15 protein-coding genes are annotated in these 16,695 nt (G+C 30.2%); 2 read left to right on the top strand and 13 right to left on the bottom strand.

Going from position 1 to position 16,695, the window contains the following annotated elements; translation table 11 throughout:
- The 3 genes from tnpA to BUB36_RS16060 form a co-directional block, all read right to left on the bottom strand.
- A partial coding sequence (tnpA, locus tag BUB36_RS16070; protein WP_131821309.1) for an IS200/IS605 family transposase occupies positions 1-251 on the bottom strand: 251 nt, incomplete at its 3' end.
- 100 nt (positions 252-351) lie between these two features.
- Positions 352-1,461 carry a M20/M25/M40 family metallo-hydrolase gene (locus BUB36_RS16065; RefSeq protein ID WP_073152605.1) on the bottom strand — a complete coding sequence of 370 codons (1,110 nt, stop codon included), beginning with the start codon at positions 1,459-1,461 and terminating at the stop codon, positions 352-354.
- Positions 1,462-1,712: 251 nt separating this feature from the next.
- Positions 1,713-3,200, bottom strand: coding sequence for a hypothetical protein (locus BUB36_RS16060; protein ID WP_073152602.1), 1,488 nt, complete (start codon positions 3,198-3,200; stop codon positions 1,713-1,715).
- Between the two features lie 312 nt (positions 3,201-3,512).
- Here BUB36_RS16060 and BUB36_RS16055 point away from each other — a divergent pair, with 312 nt between their 5' ends.
- Positions 3,513-3,974 carry a DUF3189 family protein gene (locus tag BUB36_RS16055; protein WP_073152599.1) on the top strand — a complete coding sequence of 154 codons (462 nt, stop codon included), beginning with the start codon at positions 3,513-3,515 and terminating at the stop codon, positions 3,972-3,974.
- A gap of 104 nt (positions 3,975-4,078) precedes the next feature.
- On the opposite strand, the gene BUB36_RS16050 is transcribed toward BUB36_RS16055, so the two are convergent.
- The 7 genes from BUB36_RS16050 to BUB36_RS16020 all read right to left on the bottom strand — a co-directional run bounded on the left by BUB36_RS16050 (position 4,079) and on the right by BUB36_RS16020 (position 9,826).
- The gene (locus BUB36_RS16050; protein ID WP_073152597.1) at positions 4,079-4,351 is read right to left on the bottom strand and encodes a metal-sensitive transcriptional regulator; all 273 of its coding nucleotides are present in this window, start codon (positions 4,349-4,351) and stop codon (positions 4,079-4,081) included.
- A 293-nt stretch (positions 4,352-4,644) separates the two neighbouring features.
- Positions 4,645-5,118 carry a DsrE/DsrF/DrsH-like family protein gene (locus BUB36_RS16045; RefSeq protein ID WP_073152594.1) on the bottom strand — a complete coding sequence of 158 codons (474 nt, stop codon included), beginning with the start codon at positions 5,116-5,118 and terminating at the stop codon, positions 4,645-4,647.
- Between the two features lie 10 nt (positions 5,119-5,128).
- Positions 5,129-5,353: a sulfurtransferase TusA family protein gene (locus tag BUB36_RS16040; protein WP_073152591.1), complete on the bottom strand. Its 225-nt coding sequence runs from the start codon at positions 5,351-5,353 to the stop codon at positions 5,129-5,131.
- Positions 5,354-5,646: 293 nt separating this feature from the next.
- A complete protein-coding gene (locus BUB36_RS16035) occupies positions 5,647-7,302 on the bottom strand; it encodes an FAD-dependent oxidoreductase (protein ID WP_073152588.1) in 1,656 nt (551 codons plus the stop codon).
- A 337-nt stretch (positions 7,303-7,639) separates the two neighbouring features.
- Positions 7,640-7,882: a hypothetical protein gene (locus BUB36_RS16030; protein WP_073152585.1), complete on the bottom strand. Its 243-nt coding sequence runs from the start codon at positions 7,880-7,882 to the stop codon at positions 7,640-7,642.
- A 164-nt stretch (positions 7,883-8,046) separates the two neighbouring features.
- Positions 8,047-8,532, bottom strand: a complete 486-nt coding sequence (locus BUB36_RS16025; RefSeq protein WP_073152582.1) for a hypothetical protein — start codon at positions 8,530-8,532, stop codon at positions 8,047-8,049.
- A gap of 19 nt (positions 8,533-8,551) precedes the next feature.
- On the bottom strand, positions 8,552-9,826 hold the full coding sequence (locus BUB36_RS16020; RefSeq protein WP_073152579.1) for an ArsB/NhaD family transporter: 1,275 nt from the start codon (positions 9,824-9,826) through the stop codon (positions 8,552-8,554).
- 284 nt (positions 9,827-10,110) lie between these two features.
- On the opposite strand from BUB36_RS16020, the gene BUB36_RS16015 reads away from it, so the two are divergent.
- Positions 10,111-10,554 (top strand): rhodanese-like domain-containing protein, encoded by a 444-nt coding sequence (locus tag BUB36_RS16015; protein WP_165613119.1) that lies wholly within the window; start codon positions 10,111-10,113, stop codon positions 10,552-10,554.
- A 109-nt stretch (positions 10,555-10,663) separates the two neighbouring features.
- On the opposite strand, the gene BUB36_RS19330 is transcribed toward BUB36_RS16015, so the two are convergent.
- The 3 genes from BUB36_RS19330 to gpmI form a co-directional block, all read right to left on the bottom strand.
- The gene (locus BUB36_RS19330) at positions 10,664-12,106 is read right to left on the bottom strand and encodes a DUF7922 domain-containing protein (RefSeq protein ID WP_073152577.1); all 1,443 of its coding nucleotides are present in this window, start codon (positions 12,104-12,106) and stop codon (positions 10,664-10,666) included.
- Between the two features lie 157 nt (positions 12,107-12,263).
- A complete protein-coding gene (locus BUB36_RS16005) occupies positions 12,264-14,090 on the bottom strand; it encodes a PAS domain-containing sensor histidine kinase (protein WP_084112089.1) in 1,827 nt (608 codons plus the stop codon).
- Between the two features lie 214 nt (positions 14,091-14,304).
- On the bottom strand, positions 14,305-15,867 hold the full coding sequence (gene gpmI / locus BUB36_RS16000; RefSeq protein ID WP_073152574.1) for a 2,3-bisphosphoglycerate-independent phosphoglycerate mutase: 1,563 nt from the start codon (positions 15,865-15,867) through the stop codon (positions 14,305-14,307).
- Positions 15,868-16,695: the final 828 nt, after the last annotated feature.

Genomic DNA, 16,695 nt, shown 5'->3' with positions numbered 1-16,695 from the left:
CTTCCTTTTAAATATTGAACTATTTTGCTTGGTGCTATATCTGTTGGACATGATATCAGCAAATGTACATGATCTTTTCCTACGCTACCTTGTACTATTGTTATTTTTCTTGCTTCACATCCTTGCCTTATCAAATCTCTCAATCTTTCTGCTATTTTTCCTCTTAACATTTTATATCTATATTTTGTTACCCATATTACATGATATTTTATGTCATATATTGTATGACTACTTCTTCTGTATTCTACCATTTTTATCACCCCAACACTATTATACCACTATCATGCAGCTTCGCTGTTTGCTAAAGCTACCCGACTGAAAGTCGGGGGATTTAAACCTGGCACATGGAAATTAAACTAATTTAATTATCTCTAGTACTAACTTAACAGTATTTACAAGATCTTTAATAGCCAAATGCTCTTCTAGAGTATGTGCCTTCTTTTCTCCTATACCAAGATTAATAGCCTTTATCCCATTAACATTTAATATATTTGTATCACTACCTCCACCAGTTGAATCTGTATATGGCTTTAGGTCGATATTTTCACAAGCCTTTTTTACAATTTTAACGATCTCATCATTTTCATCTATTTTGAAGGCCCCATAAGCCCTAGATGTTTTTATTTCAACCTCAGCATTAAATTCCTTTGCAGCTGCTTCAAAGCATTCTACCATATGTGATGTTTGCTTGTTTAATTTTTCATCACTAAGGCTCCTAGCCTCTGCCTTTATTTCTACCTCTGGACAAACAATATTAGTAGCTTTGCCACCCTTTATTATACCTATATTTGCAGTGGTATCTTCATCAATTCTTAAAAGATTCATTCTATTTATAGCTGATGATGCAACTTGAATAGCACTTATACCTTCCTCTGGGCAAACTCCTGCATGGGCTGGCTTTCCTTTTATCTTAACATCTATTTTATCTTGGGCTGGTCCCTGTATTATTATTTGTCCTGGCTCTCCTCCGCTATCTAAAACAAAGGCAAGCTTTGATTTTATCTTTGAGTAATCAAGGTTTTTAGAACCATTAAGCCCTCCCTCTTCTGCAATAGTAAATACTACTTCTATATCTCCGTGGGAAAGGTTTTCCTCACCGATAACCTTTAAAGCTTCTATTATTGCAGCTATACCAGCTTTGTTATCTCCGCCTAAAATAGTAGTTCCATCACTATAAATTATATCATCCTTTATAACTGGTTTTATCCCTTCACCAGGCGTTACAGTATCCATATGACAACATAACATAATAGGCTCTACGTTTTTTTCTCCCTTCAAAGTAGCTATTATATTATTGGCATCCGATCCTATTTTTTCTCCTGCACTATCAACTATCACTTCTAATCCAAGCTTTTCAAGTTCTTCCTTTATGAATTTTGCAAAGTTACCTTCCTTTCTTGTAAGGCTATCAATCTGTACATATTTCATAAATTCCTTTACTACTCTCTCACGATTAACCATTATAAAACCTCCCAAAATTTTTTCTTTATGTATCTTCTTTATCTTTATTATACTATTCTTATTATTAGAAAATCATAAATTTTTATTAACATATGGATAAAGGCATCTTCGATGCATTTTAGTTGCAAGTTCCATGTTCCAAGTTTTAGGGTAATTCTTTTGGGTTCTAAAAACCTTAATTCCTCCTTCTAAAATAAACATAAAAGGACGGCTTAAGCCGTCCTTAGAATTCCTAATTATATAGAAATAATCTAGTTTTGTGGAACTAGTGCATCCTCCATATTAAATATATCATCCTCTGTAATTTTAGGGAATACAACCTCTTTTCCAAAACCAAAATAGTCAAATTGTCCTTCCATATGTGTCACCATTTCCATCTTAATCTTGGAGAGGTCTTCATCCTCATCTTGAAACATTTGAGCCATCTTTTGAATAAGGTTATCCATATTCATATACATGTCCATAGTTAAATCCATCTTTTCATAATGTTTTGTATTTTTATTGATATAGAATTTATAGCTTACTTCTATTTCCATATCATTAATCATTTGTGTCACAAATTGCTTTGCCATCTCTATTTCAACTTCATTTTTTTGCTCCAAACCATTATTTTCACTTTGCTGCTTTAAGCTTGCCTCAAGTGATGCATCCATAATTTCTTTAGTATATTCTTCATAAAATCTTTTATATGTTTCTTTATCAATATCTAAAAGGATTACATAATACTCTTTTCCACCTTTTTTGACATTTTCACCATACCTTGCATAATCCTTAAAGAATTCAATCTGTTCATCGGATAGTTGAGACATACTTTGAGGATTATTTGCTTGTAATGACTGTATCTTATTATAAACTGAACTCATGTCATTTTTTATCCATTTATCTCCACTAATATCCATTTTTTGATACATTGTAGGTCCATCCATATATATTTCTATGGTATTTTCTGATTGAACCTCTTCAGTATCTGACTTTATTACTTGCTTTATATATGCCTTATCTGGACTTTCAGCCTGCATGTCAAGTTCCGTCGTCATATCCATATTCATTCCTTGACCTAATAGCTCCTGACCAATTTCATCTTCAGCAGGTAATCCTTCAACATTCATTGTCATATTCATATTAAAGCTTCCCTTTGCCCTATAGGTCTTGTCTTCCTCAAGTTTTTTATTAGCTAATACTAAAAGCTTATCAGCAGCAATACCATCTCTTATAAAGTGTTTGTCATAGGAATTCTTAGCATAGTCAATCAATTCTTCAGAGATTTCTTTAGTTAAAATCATCATAGGATAAAAAGATTCTTTATTTCCCTCAATGATATCATTTCTTAACCCATATGCAATATATTTTTTTACTTTAGGATCAATACTATGATTATCTGTAAACTCAAGCTCTTTATTTATCATTTCTTCAGTTATGTCTTCTATATTTCCTTTTATTGCAAAAGCCTTTACAAGTATTTTAGCTGCTTCTTGCTTAAGTATTACATCATTCAAATCAGGTTTTTCATCCTCAGAAATAATACCTTTTTTATACGCAGCTTCTATGTATGGAATATACTCTTTATCAATATTTTCTAAAGATTCAATTTCAGATGTCTTATCAATTTTTACTCCTGCAGCATCAAGTACCTCCTTTATAAATTCTGCTTTAGTAAATTGTTGTTCATTTGCAAAAGACGCCAATGGTGCAGATACGATTATTAACATTGAAATTAATAAAATGGTTATCTTCTTCATTCTTACTTCCTCCCATCATTTTTTAGTTCTATACACAAGAACAAAGATTTCAATTTTTGAAGAACGTTTAAAATATGTAAAAACTACACTTTTTAAAAGTATATCATTACTTGGTAAAAAGTTGAATAGTTTTAGGTAAAGTTATTATGTATATTTTCTATGTTTAAAGAAAAAAATAAAAAATAAACTCTTTTAGTAATGGTAAAAATCAAATTTTCAGATGAATATCCTTCTCTCCCTGAAGCCTAAAAGTGAAATATTCCACTTATAGAAAAAAGAGTCTGTAATTTAGTAAAGCATGGAGGTTAAATTGTGCATGTTATTTATCATGATATCGGAGGTAGTCATTCTTCAGTAGTGGCTACATATATACACTTAAATAAGCTTCCCATAGATAGAATACCATCACCAAAAGAAATACTGGAGATTCCAATGTTTGATAAGCTGAGAAAGGAGCAGCAAGGAAGATTGATTTTTCATGGAATAGATGAGTATGGAAATAAAATCTACACTTTAAGCAGATTGTATTATAGTCATCCTATGACAAATGCAATAAAATCCATTCCCAATATGATAGGTATATATGAAGGTGAAATAGAATTGGTTGATACATCTCCTACCGTAAATTTTATAATGAAGCTTGGGGGTGGAAGCTCTAGGAAACTCAAAATGGTTGCTTTTGGTAGACCTATGGTTGCATATGGAGTAACAAAGGCATATAGCGATATTGTAGCCCTAGTAAGTAAAACTAAATTTAAAATATCACCTAGTTAAAAAAAGCACAGCAACGCTTTTTAGACTTGAGACTACTTACGTATTTTTTTATACGCTGTGCTTTTTTTAATTGGTTTTAGCCAAATCAGGCTTATGCAATTTCCTTACTTAGTATAATTTATCAGTGTTTTTATAACCTTTTTAACCTTTTCCTTATCAAATCGCTCATCGTCATCTTCCCTGAGCAGACAATCTAAAGCATGTTCTTCTACTATGATTGTTCCTATTTTATGGATAGATGATTTTACTGCTGCTATTTGAATTAAAATATCTTCGCAATCCTTACCTTCTTCTACCATCTTTTCTATACCAGCAATATGCCCTTTAAGGGTTCTTAGTCTATTTATAATTTTCTTTTTAGAGTTTTCATTTGCCATAAATCTCAACTCCTTAATAATTAGCTGTTTACAAAAAAAATTATATCATAAATATAAAGGGCAGAAAATATCTCCACCCTTTTATATGTTTTATCCTTAATTAAGCATGTAAGCTAATAAATAAAATTTTTTCTTTCCTAAGATAACTTAGGGATTTTAATATTTCATTTGAACTATTTTCATAAACTTGTTTTGCCCTTCAAATTTATATAAAAAAACAGGTTCGTTACATGACCGAAAAGAAAATATTAAAACTCCCGTAGTAGAAACTAACACAATAAGTTAAATTATATTTAAATAAACAAATTTACATTTGCCTCATCAGCTTCCCCTAGATAAGTTGCTACCCCTGCAAATTCTACTCCGTCAATAAGCTCTTCTTCCTTAATTCCCATAACATCCATTGACATAGTACAAGCAACTATCTTTACACCCATCATTTGAGCCATTTCTATAAGTTCTGGCAGACTATTTACATTTTTCTTCTTCATTATATCCTTCATCATTTTTGCTCCAATACCGCCAAAATTCATTTTTGATAACCCTAATTTTTCAGCGCCTCTTGGCATCATCCAACCAAACATTTTTTCCATAAAATCCTTTTTAACTTTAACTTTTTTAGCTTTTCTTAAGGCGTTTAAGCCCCAAAATGTAAAAAACATCGTTACTTCATTCCCCATGGCGGCAGCGCCATTGGCTATGATAAAGCTTGCCATTACTTTATCTAAATCCCCACTAAAGACTATCATAGTCTTTTTATCCGTCATTATTTCACCTCTACTTTATTTGTATTTTAGCATTTATCTCCGTTTCAGTTTCATTAAGTTCCAAAAGTTTATTTCCAGTCTTTTTGCACCAAGCAGCTATATCCTTTGCAAATCCTCTATCAGTAACCTTGACATTTAATATATCTCCTGAATTTGCTTCCTTAGAAGCCTTAAAAACCTGCATGATAGGTCCTGGGCATTGCAATCCTTTACAATTTAAATTTATCTCAGCCATTATATATTCCTCCTTAAAATTATAGTGATTTTAGTCGATTGCAAAATTCATAAGCTAGTATTTTCAAGCTTTTCATAGAGAAAAATGAAAACTTTCCTTCACTTGACATAAAATTTATCCACAAAATACATATATGGTTCAATTTTAAGTATCGCTAAAGCTATTTTATTAACTTGCTATCTTAGCAAATACAGTGTTTTCAATAGTCAATATTTAAAAACTTAAAAATTGATTGTTGATAACTCTCTAAATAGTTTCTCAATCTTCTAATTATAGTGATTTATATTTAAGCATTAAACTGTTTCATAGGGATATACTGTCATTCCACCTTCGAGTACCTTAAGATTCTTAAATCCCATTTCTTTAAGCTTTATATATGAAAGATACGCATTTTTGCCTACTTTACAAACTAATACAGTTTCTTTATCCTTATCTAATTCATGAACTCTCATATCTAATTCCTCAGAGTAAATATTTACTGCTCCAGGAATTGAAGATATCATATTTGAGGCTTCATCTCTAACATCCAATACAACTACTTGATCTATTCTATCTTTTAACTCTACAGGTGAGATAGTCTCTATCTTGTTCTTTAATTTATTAACAAGTACATTAGCTGCTACAATTGTTGTTGACATAGCCATTGAAAATGGTGGTGCATAAGCTAAATCCAATTTTTCTAAATCCTCTACCTTTGCACCTAAAGTTATTGCAGTAGCTATGATATCTATAGGCTTATCAACAACGCCTTCACCTATTACTTGTGCACCTAAAACTCTATGACTATCTTTATCTGCTATAAGTTTGGTTATTATCATCCTATATCCAGGATAATAATGAGCCTTATCATTCCCTGGAACTAAGACACTAATAACATTATATCCTTCTTTTTTAGCTGCCATCTCAGAAAGCCCTGTTTTAGCAGCATTTAATCCAAATAGTTTTACTACCGTTGTTCCTAATACTCCTTTTAATGAGTCTTTTTCTCCATTTTGATTTATATTTATTCCAGCCACTCTACCCATCTTGTTTGCCGTTGACCCCATAGGGTACCAAGCAGGCTTACCTGTAATAAGATTGATGCTTTCTGCACAATCCCCTACAGCGTAAACATCGGGAATATTTGTTTCCATATTACCATTTACTTTAATAGCTCCAGTTTCACCGATTTCTACTCCCATATTTTTAGCCAGCTCTACATTTGGTCTAACACCAACTGACATAACTACTAAGTCAGCATCAACCTCTCTCTTATCTGTTATAACCTTTTCTATCTTGTCTTCACCTTTAATTGCTATTGCCTTTTCTGAAGTTAATATATTGATGCCCTTTTCCTTCATATAATTTTGTGCATATAAAGCTATTTCTTCATCAAATCCTGGTAATATGTGGGGAGCCAATTCAATCAATGTTACATTAATATCTTTTTCAAAAAGATTTTCAGCCGTCTCAAGTCCTATAAATCCTCCACCAATCACTACAGCGTTTTTAACCTTGTCGCTATCTACCAGTTCCCTTATAGCAATGGCATCTTCAACTTTTCTTAATGGAAAAACTCCTTTTAAATGGCTTCCTTTGATTGGTGGAATAAATGGAGATGCTCCTGTTGCAAATACTAATTTATTATATTGAAAATCCTTAATCTCACCAGTTGTTAAAACCTTTACTTTAACTATTTTATTTTTCCTATCTATATCTATAGCTTCATGCTTTGTAAGAACATCTACACCCGTTATTAATTTAAAATCTTCAGGAGTCTTTACAACTAATTCTTTTTTTTCTTCAATTACCCCCCCAACATAATAAGGTAATCCACATCCTGCATAGGAAATATATTCATCCCTTGTAATTATAGTTACATCTAGTGTTGGATTTTCTCTTTTAAGCTTAGCAGCAGTTTTTGTTCCAGCTGCAACACCACCAATTATTAAAACTTTTTCACTTTTCATTTTATTGCACCCCTATCATTAAGCTTATTTAATAATTCATTACAATCTACATTATATATTTCACAAGCATTACCAATGCTATTAAATAATGCTCCACCTCATCCAAAGCATCGAATTCCAAATGCTTTAAATATCTTTTCTAAATCTTTATTTTTTGCTAAAACATCATATATAATGTCTTTTTCTGAAAACATTTTAACCCTCCCCTCTCTAATCCCTCCCCCACCGATAGGGGGTATTTAATATTATAATACTCTTTTTGTTAATAAGTTGTCAACAAAAAATGAAAATTTTCTTCAGAAAGTTTTACCAAATAAAAAAAGAGCACATATAGTGCTCAATTATATTGCTGCAACCCCCAAAATTTAGCTTCTTCAATATACATATCTCTTTTAATATCAATATTTTCAGTATCTATATTCATGTCTTTAGGATTAATATCTATTCCGTAAAATTTTGCTTCTTCATATAGCAACCAATTATTTTCAATATCTATATTCTTAACACCATCCTTATCATTCATATACATAATACTGATAATAGATACAAGAACAATTATTGCGACTATACATTTATTCAAAGCTCATCCTTCTTTCTTTTAAGGTTTTGCTACAATAAATTATTTGAGAAACTTGCATAATTAACATTAACAATTTTGAAATACAATATGTAGATTACTTTCCTGACTCTCTCTACTACATTTTGCATTAATTCTTTAAATGTATTATGCAATTTCCTCATTTATTATAGATTATCTGGATCTTTAGTAAAATATACTCTTTCGCTATTTTCTTTAGTATTGGCGATTTCTTTTTGTATTTCACTTATTTTTCCCATGATAATTTGGGTTTCTATTTTGGGTACATTATAATATAAAAATAAGTCTTCGAATTGTTTGATAGTTCTATTTAGTTCAGTACTAATAGTAACAAAGGCATCTATATTCCTACTATTTACAGCATTCTTAAATTGTTCTAAATCAATCTTAATAATATTTATAACATCTGATTCACTTTTAAATTCCCTCATAGGTAAAGGATAGGGTTTGATTCGCTCTAAAAAATATTTACCCTTCTTATTAATATTGTATACATAGGCTAGTTCGAATCCTTCGATGTCAAATTTGACATAACACATTTTGCTATTTATTTGCTCAACCTTAGCACCTAATTGAACAAGCTTCATATCATGTTGACTTGCTTCTGATTTGACATACCTATACTTTCTCATAGGAGCACCTCCCTTTCATCTATATATAGAATACCATTAAATATATTGTAGATATAATAATTGATATAATAGTTAAAGGAAAACCTACCTTCATATAGTTCATAAAGCTTAGCTTATGGCCTTGCTTTTCAAGCATTCCTCCTACAATAACATTGGCTGAAGCTCCAACTAGGGTTCCATTTCCGCCTAGGCATGCTCCTAAAGCCAATGCCCACCATAAAGGAGTTACATTTATTGATGAAATAGCAGCTAGATTTTTTATAAGTGGTATCATTGTAGCAACAAAAGGGATATTATCCAAGAATGAAGACGCTATTGCTGACAGCCATAGTATTAACATTGTTGTCATGACTAAATCACCTTTTGTAAAATCTATCATCTTCTCAGCTAAAAACCCTATTACCCCTACTTCTTCCAATGCTCCTACCAAAACAAATAGTCCTATAAAAAAGAATATGGTCGTCCATTCTATCTCTATCAAAACCTCTTCTGGATCTATATTGCTAATTAGCAATAGGAAGGTTCCTCCAAATAAAGCTACAGTTGCTGACTCTAATCCAATAAATTGATGTATTGCAAAGCCTGTTATAGTTAACCCTAAAACTATGAGGCTTTTTATTAATAATACTTTATCCTTAATTGTTTTTGTTTCATCAAAGTCAAGTATCCTATTTTTATTTCCTTCTTTGACCTGCAATGATTTTTTAAAAATGACTTTAAGTAATAGTATAGTTACAACAAAGATTACCAATACCACAGGTGCTAAATTCATTAAAAAATCCATAAATCCCAAGCCTGTTGCTCCTCCAATCATAATGTTTGGAGGGTCACCTATTAATGTCGCTGTTCCTCCAATATTTGCAGATAATATCTCTGCAATCATAAATGGTATAGGATTTATTTCCAAGGTATCGGTAATAACAAATGTAACTGGTGCAATAAGTAAAATGGTTGTAACATTATCCAGCAATGCTGAAGATATGGCTGTTATAATTGTAAAATATACTATTATTCTCCATGGATCTCCCTTTGATACTTTTGCAGTTTTAATAGCTACATATTGGAAAATACCTGTTTTTTTTAGTATATTTACTATTATCATCATACCTATAAGTAAGCCTATTGTATTATAATCAACTACACCGAAGGCATGCTCTTGTGATATTACTTGAAAAATAATCATAAGAACTGCTCCAAACATTGCTATTACAGTTCTATTAATTTTTTCAGATATTATTGCTGTATAGGTTAAGGAAAAAATTAAAATAGCCACTAATACATGATTGTGCAACATCCTCATTCATCTCCTGTTTTTTTTTCATTTAATTAATATACTCCTATTAAATATAATTTCAAGTATATTATTTTGATTTCAAGCATTTTTTTAATAATTTAAATCAAATTTTAATTATTATAATTCATATAATTTTCTGTAGATTATATAAATTAGAACTCTTTCTTCTAAATAATTAAGTAATAAAATAGCCTAGCTTAAAATATATTATTAGTATCATATTTTGTTTTTCTTAAAAAATATATAAAAATATTAATTAATATTTATTAATGAGAGGTGGTTTAATGTTAAGAGTTTTGATAATCAAGAAAAAACATTTATACATAGTATTTACAGCTTTATTAGTTTTAATAATTGGGATTACATTGCTTATGTTTATGTCAAAATCTAATGAAACTTTTTCAGAAAGCTTAAAATACGCATATAAAAAAATTTCCCCAGAGCAAGCTAAAATGCTTATAAATAATAATAATGACTTAACAGTTCTAGATGTGAGAAGCGAAAGAGAGTATTTAGATGGTCACATCCCAAATGCTGTTTTAATACCCTATAAATTAGCTAAAAACAACTATTCATCTCTATTAGAAAGGGGAAAAAAATATCTGGTTTATTGTGATACAGGAAAAAAAAGTGAAAAGATAGCTAAAACTCTATCAAGTAATGGTTTTTCTAGAATCTATTTACTTGCTGGTGGAATAGAAAAATGGAATTATGACTTGGTAAGATAGTTGTAAAAGCTTTTGAATGTATTTTTGTATATCTAGATTCGAAATATATGTAAAAGCACACCTAATCGGTGTGCTTTTACTTGGACCTTGTATATTTAAAATTTTTTATTTAATACTTAGGTGGTATTGTTGGCTTCATTGGAAATACAGCATTACCTGTCATAGCATCTATATGAAGTAACCAATACCCATAGTCTCCCTTTTCAGGCTTCTTATTTTCAATGGGGTACCAGCTTACAAAGCCTGTCATACCCTGAAATGGCTGATCTGTATATGAATATTTTCCTGGTACTCCATAGACATAGTACTTAGGCTCCATATCCTTATCATAAGCTATGCCAAATATATAATGACCATACTTATTCATTAAATTATAACAATTGTTCATATAGTAAATATAGGGATTAAAAGAGTAAATACTTAATATATAACCAAAAAATGGTAAAAATCCTCTATACATAATTTTTTTGTCATAGTTTATTTTCCACCATCTATAGTCATCGATGTTTTTCTCAAAAGGCTCAGCTTTTTCATAATATTTCAGTATATCCTTTATATATTTATATACCATTTTATGATATTTTTTATAATGGACATCTACTCTTTTGCCAACGTTGTACTTATTTTTTTGTTTTTCTATGCTTTTCTTTTCAGGCTTTACTTCCTCTTTTTTTTCAGGTTTTACTTCCTTTTTCTTTTCAGGCTTTACTTCCTCTTTCTTTTCAGGTTTTACTTCCTCTTTCTTTTCAGGTTTTACTTCCTCTTTCTTTTCAGATTTTACTTCCTCTTTCTTTTCAGATTTTACTTCCTCTTTCTTTTCAGGTTTTACTTCCTCTTTCTTTTCAGGTTTTACTTCCTCTTTCTTTTCAGGTTCAATCTCTTCTTTATCTTTATAATATTCTTCGTCATGTTCACTATATTCTTTTTGCTGTTCTTCTTTATGTTTTTTATTATCTTCTTTTTCATAGTCATCAAGATTCTTTTGATTTTCTTTATAAATCCCTTTAGAGCTTTTTTCAATAAGATTAATTATTTCTTCATACTTTTCCTTATATTCTTTATCTAAGTCATTATCTTTTTTTGTTTTTTTATCTTCGTAAACTATTACATCCTTCCAATTTACCTTTTCCTTATCTTTGTCCATATATCCTACTAAAGGTCCATAAATTTCTTTTCCTTCGGATGATCTCTTAATAGGTTCGGCTATTACTGCTACTACATTGAATTCTTCTATAGATTTTCCACTTCCCTCAACATTATCTGGATTAAATTTTACTTTTAATTCACCTTTACCCTTTTCATCTATTATAAATGTACCTGTATTTACAAATGCACCTTTTTTCCCTTTAGTATTTATTAAGTAATTTCTATAAATGTATTTTGCATCCTTAAAATATTTTAAATCTTGAACATACACATTTAATAATCCTTTTCCATTTCTCACTTCAATCTTTGCATATCCTTTAGGAATTCTTTTATCATTCTTTTCAAATCCGCTGTCTTCATTTTCCAATATAATAAAATATCTTTTGTATCTTCTATTACTAACCATTTATAGCCCCCCTTCAACAATCCATTTAATATTAATATATGTATCTTAGGGCAAATAGTTCACTACTAAATCTAAAAAACTTGTATAAATGTAAAATAAAACTTGAATGGAGGCTAAAATTGTACATACCCTATACCTTATTTTTAACAATATAGATTTAAGCTCCATATATATCAGAAAACTCAATGGAAATTCTTTCTATAAGGGTTTGATTTATTGAAAAATTATTGTTTTTTGTAATATTTTCTTCTAAAATAGTTCTAACAGGAAAATTAATTATAAACTCTGTTCCTTTTCCATATTCACTTTTGACTGATATGGTACCATCATGCATTTCAACTAAGGATTTAACAAGGGATAGCCCTATACCACTGCCTTGCTTACTCCTAGATAATGTGCTTTCTACCTGCTTAAATCTTTCAAATATTATTTGCTGTTCATCTTCAGGTATTCCTATGCCATCATCCTTTATACTAATATCTATATTATCTATATTATCATTGATTTTAACTAGTATATTCCCTTGTCTTTCAGTAAATTTTATTGCGTTTGCCAATAAATTTAAAATAATTCGTTCCATTTTATCTGGGTCACAGGCTATTATCTTTTCTTCAACATTGGTGTCAAAAATTAAGGAGATATCCTTGTTTTTAGCATAATCAACTACAGATAATGTAATATTCTCAACTACATCTACTATGTTACAGTTTTGAAAATCAGTTTTATAAAAGCCAGTATCAATTTTAGTAATGTCAATTAAATTATTAACAAGCTTTAATAATCTATAGCAATTTTGCTTAATTATGTTAATATATTTTTCTTTGTTTATACTTATTTTTTTACATTCATCATTATTATACATCTCAAGAAGCTGTATTGATCCAAGTATAATATTTAAGGGTGTTCTCAGTTCATGGGATATGTTAGCAAAAAATTCGTTTCTTAGATTCTCTAATTTTTCAGCTTCTTTTAGAAGTCTTGTTTTTTCTTCAACACTTTTTTTAAGTCTCTCTGCTCTTTTACGTTCAGTGATATCCCTAGCTATACATAGTATACCTGATTTATCATCATAATTAATAGCAGCTATAGCTGTTTCTATGTCTATGTCTGTACCATCTAACGCTTTAATTTTTATCTCATTAAGATGTGGCTTCTCTTTAGTATTTGGTGATATTGTGATCTTTTCTTGCCCATGTTTATAATAATCCTCATGTAGAAAGTTTTCTAGTTTTTCTCCTTTTATCTTTTCTATATTATCAGTTTTCAAAAGGTTTAATGCTGCTTTATTAGCAAAAACAATTTTGCCATCTATTGAAATACCAATTGCATCGGGAGAAAGTTCCACCAGTAATTTGTATCGTTCTTCACTTTTTTCTAATTTTTGTAAAATCGACTCAAAATATAGAATTACGCCACTAAAGGCAAATACATTAAATATTAGTGAAAATATAATATTTGCTATGGGAATAAACCGAGAATCGTTTCCCAAATAAGTAAAAAATATTAAATTTATTCCCCATATAATAAAATCCCATCCAACTATATATTTCCCTATTCCTATATTTTTTGGGTATTTAATTATAGTGATACCACTCCATGCAAGAACAACATATGGCAGTATAAGTAATATTCTATCTAAAATATATAATGAATCTGTAATATTTTCTATTATTTTATATGTTATACATACTCCAAAAATTGCTATCCACCATTTTTTCATTGGCTGTTGAAAAAATAAATGTATTCCATAAATAAATAAAAATACACAAATAAAATATAATACATACCTTAGAGAAGAAAATATTTTTATATGCTTCGAAATATTAAAAAAACCCAATAGTCTATGAATAAAAAATATATTCCATCCCAAGGCTATGACTCCTAAGTAAGCATTTTTATCTCTAATAAACAGAAAAATAAAAACTAAGGATGCAATAAACGCACTAGACATACTAGAAACAAACATCCATGACATATAACTCATAGAATCATCCCCCTTTTTTGAATAATATCTAATAATTCTGTAAATTTTATGGAAATCCTTTCTTTTTAATGTAATAGCTGCATACTGTTTTATTTGATAATCATTTAATATAAAAAATAAAATCACATCCTATGATAAAATCATTTATCAAGAACGTGATTTATATTTTATATGAAAGATGATAATAATGTAAATTGGTTTAGATAATAAATTTCTACGCTGTTTCTCCTTCTGATTCATATGCAGGTTCTAATAGTAGTGAATTGCCTGTCATTTCTTCTGGCTTTGGCAAATCCATAAGCTGAAGAAGAGTTGGAGCTATATCAGCTAATTTACCTTCTACCAAATCATATTCTTTAGCAGCATTTATCAGCATAAATGGCACTGGATTCTTTGAATGCTTAGTAATAGGATTACCTTCTTCATCTAACATTTCGTCAGAGTTACCATGATCAGCAGTAATAACCAACTGTCCTCCCTTTTCAATTACAGCATCTACCACTTTTTTTATACATTCATCTACTGTTTCTATTGCTTTTACAACCGCTTCCATTACTCCCGTATGCCCTACCATATCTGGATTAGCATAGTTAACTATTATAACATCGTACATATCTTTATTTAATTCTTCGATTAATTTATCAGTTACTTCATAGGCACTCATTTCTGGCTTCATATCATAGGTGGCAACCTTCGGAGAAGGAATCAAAACCCTATCTTCTCCTTCATTAGGCTTTTCTATTCCTCCATTGAAAAAAAATGTTACATGGGCATATTTTTCAGTTTCTGCAATACGAAGCTGTTTCAAACCCTTATTAGCAATATATTCTCCAAAGGTATTAACTAAAGTTTGTGGAGGATAAGCCAAATTAACATTTGGAAGGGTAGCATCATACTGTGTCATACATACATAATGTACAGGAAAATATCCCCTTACCCTTTCAAAGCTGTGAAAATCTGGATCTACAAAGGCTCTACTTATTTCCCTAGCTCTATCAGGTCTAAAGTTAAACATTATTATGGAATCATTTTCAGAAACTGTAGCTACTGGGCTATCATTCTCTAGAATAACAGTAGGCTTTATAAATTCATCAACTACATCCTCTGCATAGGATTTTTCTACAGCTTCTATGGCACTATTTGCTTTTTGACCTTCTCCTAAAACAATAGCGTCATAGGTTAGCTTTACTCTATCCCATCTTTTATCACGATCCATTGCATAGTATCTTCCTGAAATGGTAGCGATTTTCCCTACTCCTATTTCCTTAATTTTTTCTTCTAATTCATTTATATATTCGATAGCACTTGATGGAGGGACATCTCTACCATCTAAGAAACAATGTATATATATTTTTGAAAGTCCTTTGCTTTTAGCAAGCTTAAGCAATGCATATAGATGTGTATTGTGACTGTGTACACCTCCATCGGAAAGCAATCCCCATAGATGTAAGGCTGAATTATGCTTTATAGCACTGTCCATAGCTTCAATGAAAACTGGGTTTTCAAAAAAATCTCCATCTTCAATGGATTTCGTTATACGGGTAAAGTCTTGATATACTATTCTTCCTGCACCTATATTAAGGTGTCCTACCTCTGAGTTACCCATTTGCCCCTCAGGAAGTCCAACCTTCAACCCACTTGCCTCAATATTAACGTTTGGATATTTCTCAAAATAGCTGTCTAAATTTGGTGTATTCGCTTCTTTTACTGCATTGCCATAGGTCTTATCATTTATACCAAATCCGTCTAAAATCACCAATACTGTTGGTTTCTTCATCTTTGTCCTCCCTTATTTTTATTAATATAACTTACCCCCCAAGCTAGTTTCTATTCCAGAGGTTTTTGAAAACAAAATTTAATTGAGAAACTTGCATAATTAACACTAATAATTTTGAAATACAATATGTAGATAGCTTTCTTGACTCTCTCTACTACATTTTGTATTCCAAAATTCTTTAAATGTATTATGCAATTTCCTCATTTATTTATCTTGGCGAGTTTCCTTAATACTATTATATTCAAATTTCTCTATCAGGTCAATCTATGCCCTGCGGGTCATTTTTTGTCCATTATTACTTAATTACTACCTTTTTTAAACAAGCAGCAATATCGCTATAAATAGTTTTCCGTTGGGGGTCCCTGTTAAATCAACCATTATTCTAGAAGCCAAAGGGAAAACATAGGGATGCTGGACTGCGGAAAAACAAACCATGAAAACAGCTATAAAAAAACAGTTTAAATCCTTAAATATCAATGGTTTAATGATAAAAAAAAAGAAAAAAGGGGTTGTATTAACATGAAATGATAGTAGAGCATGTATTTGATATAATAAAAAGATCATTGGGGTTTTCATATTTTCTAACAAGAGGTAATGGAAATGTGAAGGCTGAGTCTGCTATGCACTTTTTTTACATATAATCTGATCGGAATAATAAATATTATAGGGGTTAAGGAACTAATAGAGATATTGAAAGCTAAAAAACACGCTTTTTTCAATACTTTTTGTTGACATATTGATTATGAAAATACTAAAGTTAAATATTTACAATATTGTACTTGAAAATGTTTGAATAATAGACTGTTCTTACTCAGTATTCTGTCCCCT

The organism is Paramaledivibacter caminithermalis DSM 15212 (genome assembly GCF_900142245.1).
Classification (GTDB): domain Bacteria; phylum Bacillota; class Clostridia; order Peptostreptococcales; family Caminicellaceae; genus Paramaledivibacter; species Paramaledivibacter caminithermalis.
Note: the sequence above shows the minus strand (reverse complement) of the source record. Positions and strands in the feature narration are given on the sequence as shown.

Bases quoted from the DNA above. Each gene is read 5' to 3' on its own strand.
- BUB36_RS16065 (WP_073152605.1), bottom strand. From the start codon at position 1,461: ATGGTTAATCGTGAGAGAGTAGTAAAGGAATTTATGAAATATGTACAG.
- BUB36_RS16060 (WP_073152602.1), bottom strand. From the start codon at position 3,200: ATGAAGAAGATAACCATTTTATTAATTTCAATGTTAATAATCGTATCT.
- BUB36_RS16050 (WP_073152597.1), bottom strand. From the start codon at position 4,351: ATGGCAAATGAAAACTCTAAAAAGAAAATTATAAATAGACTAAGAACC.
- BUB36_RS16045 (WP_073152594.1), bottom strand. From the start codon at position 5,118: ATGACGGATAAAAAGACTATGATAGTCTTTAGTGGGGATTTAGATAAA.
- BUB36_RS16040 (WP_073152591.1), bottom strand. From the start codon at position 5,353: ATGGCTGAGATAAATTTAAATTGTAAAGGATTGCAATGCCCAGGACCT.
- BUB36_RS16035 (WP_073152588.1), bottom strand. From the start codon at position 7,302: ATGAAAAGTGAAAAAGTTTTAATAATTGGTGGTGTTGCAGCTGGAACA.
- BUB36_RS16025 (WP_073152582.1), bottom strand. From the start codon at position 8,532: ATGAGAAAGTATAGGTATGTCAAATCAGAAGCAAGTCAACATGATATG.
- BUB36_RS16020 (WP_073152579.1), bottom strand. From the start codon at position 9,826: ATGTTGCACAATCATGTATTAGTGGCTATTTTAATTTTTTCCTTAACC.
- BUB36_RS16015 (WP_165613119.1), top strand. From the start codon at position 10,111: ATGTTAAGAGTTTTGATAATCAAGAAAAAACATTTATACATAGTATTT.
- BUB36_RS19330 (WP_073152577.1), bottom strand. From the start codon at position 12,106: ATGGTTAGTAATAGAAGATACAAAAGATATTTTATTATATTGGAAAAT.
- BUB36_RS16005 (WP_084112089.1), bottom strand. From the start codon at position 14,090: ATGAGTTATATGTCATGGATGTTTGTTTCTAGTATGTCTAGTGCGTTT.
- gpmI (WP_073152574.1), bottom strand. From the start codon at position 15,867: ATGAAGAAACCAACAGTATTGGTGATTTTAGACGGATTTGGTATAAAT.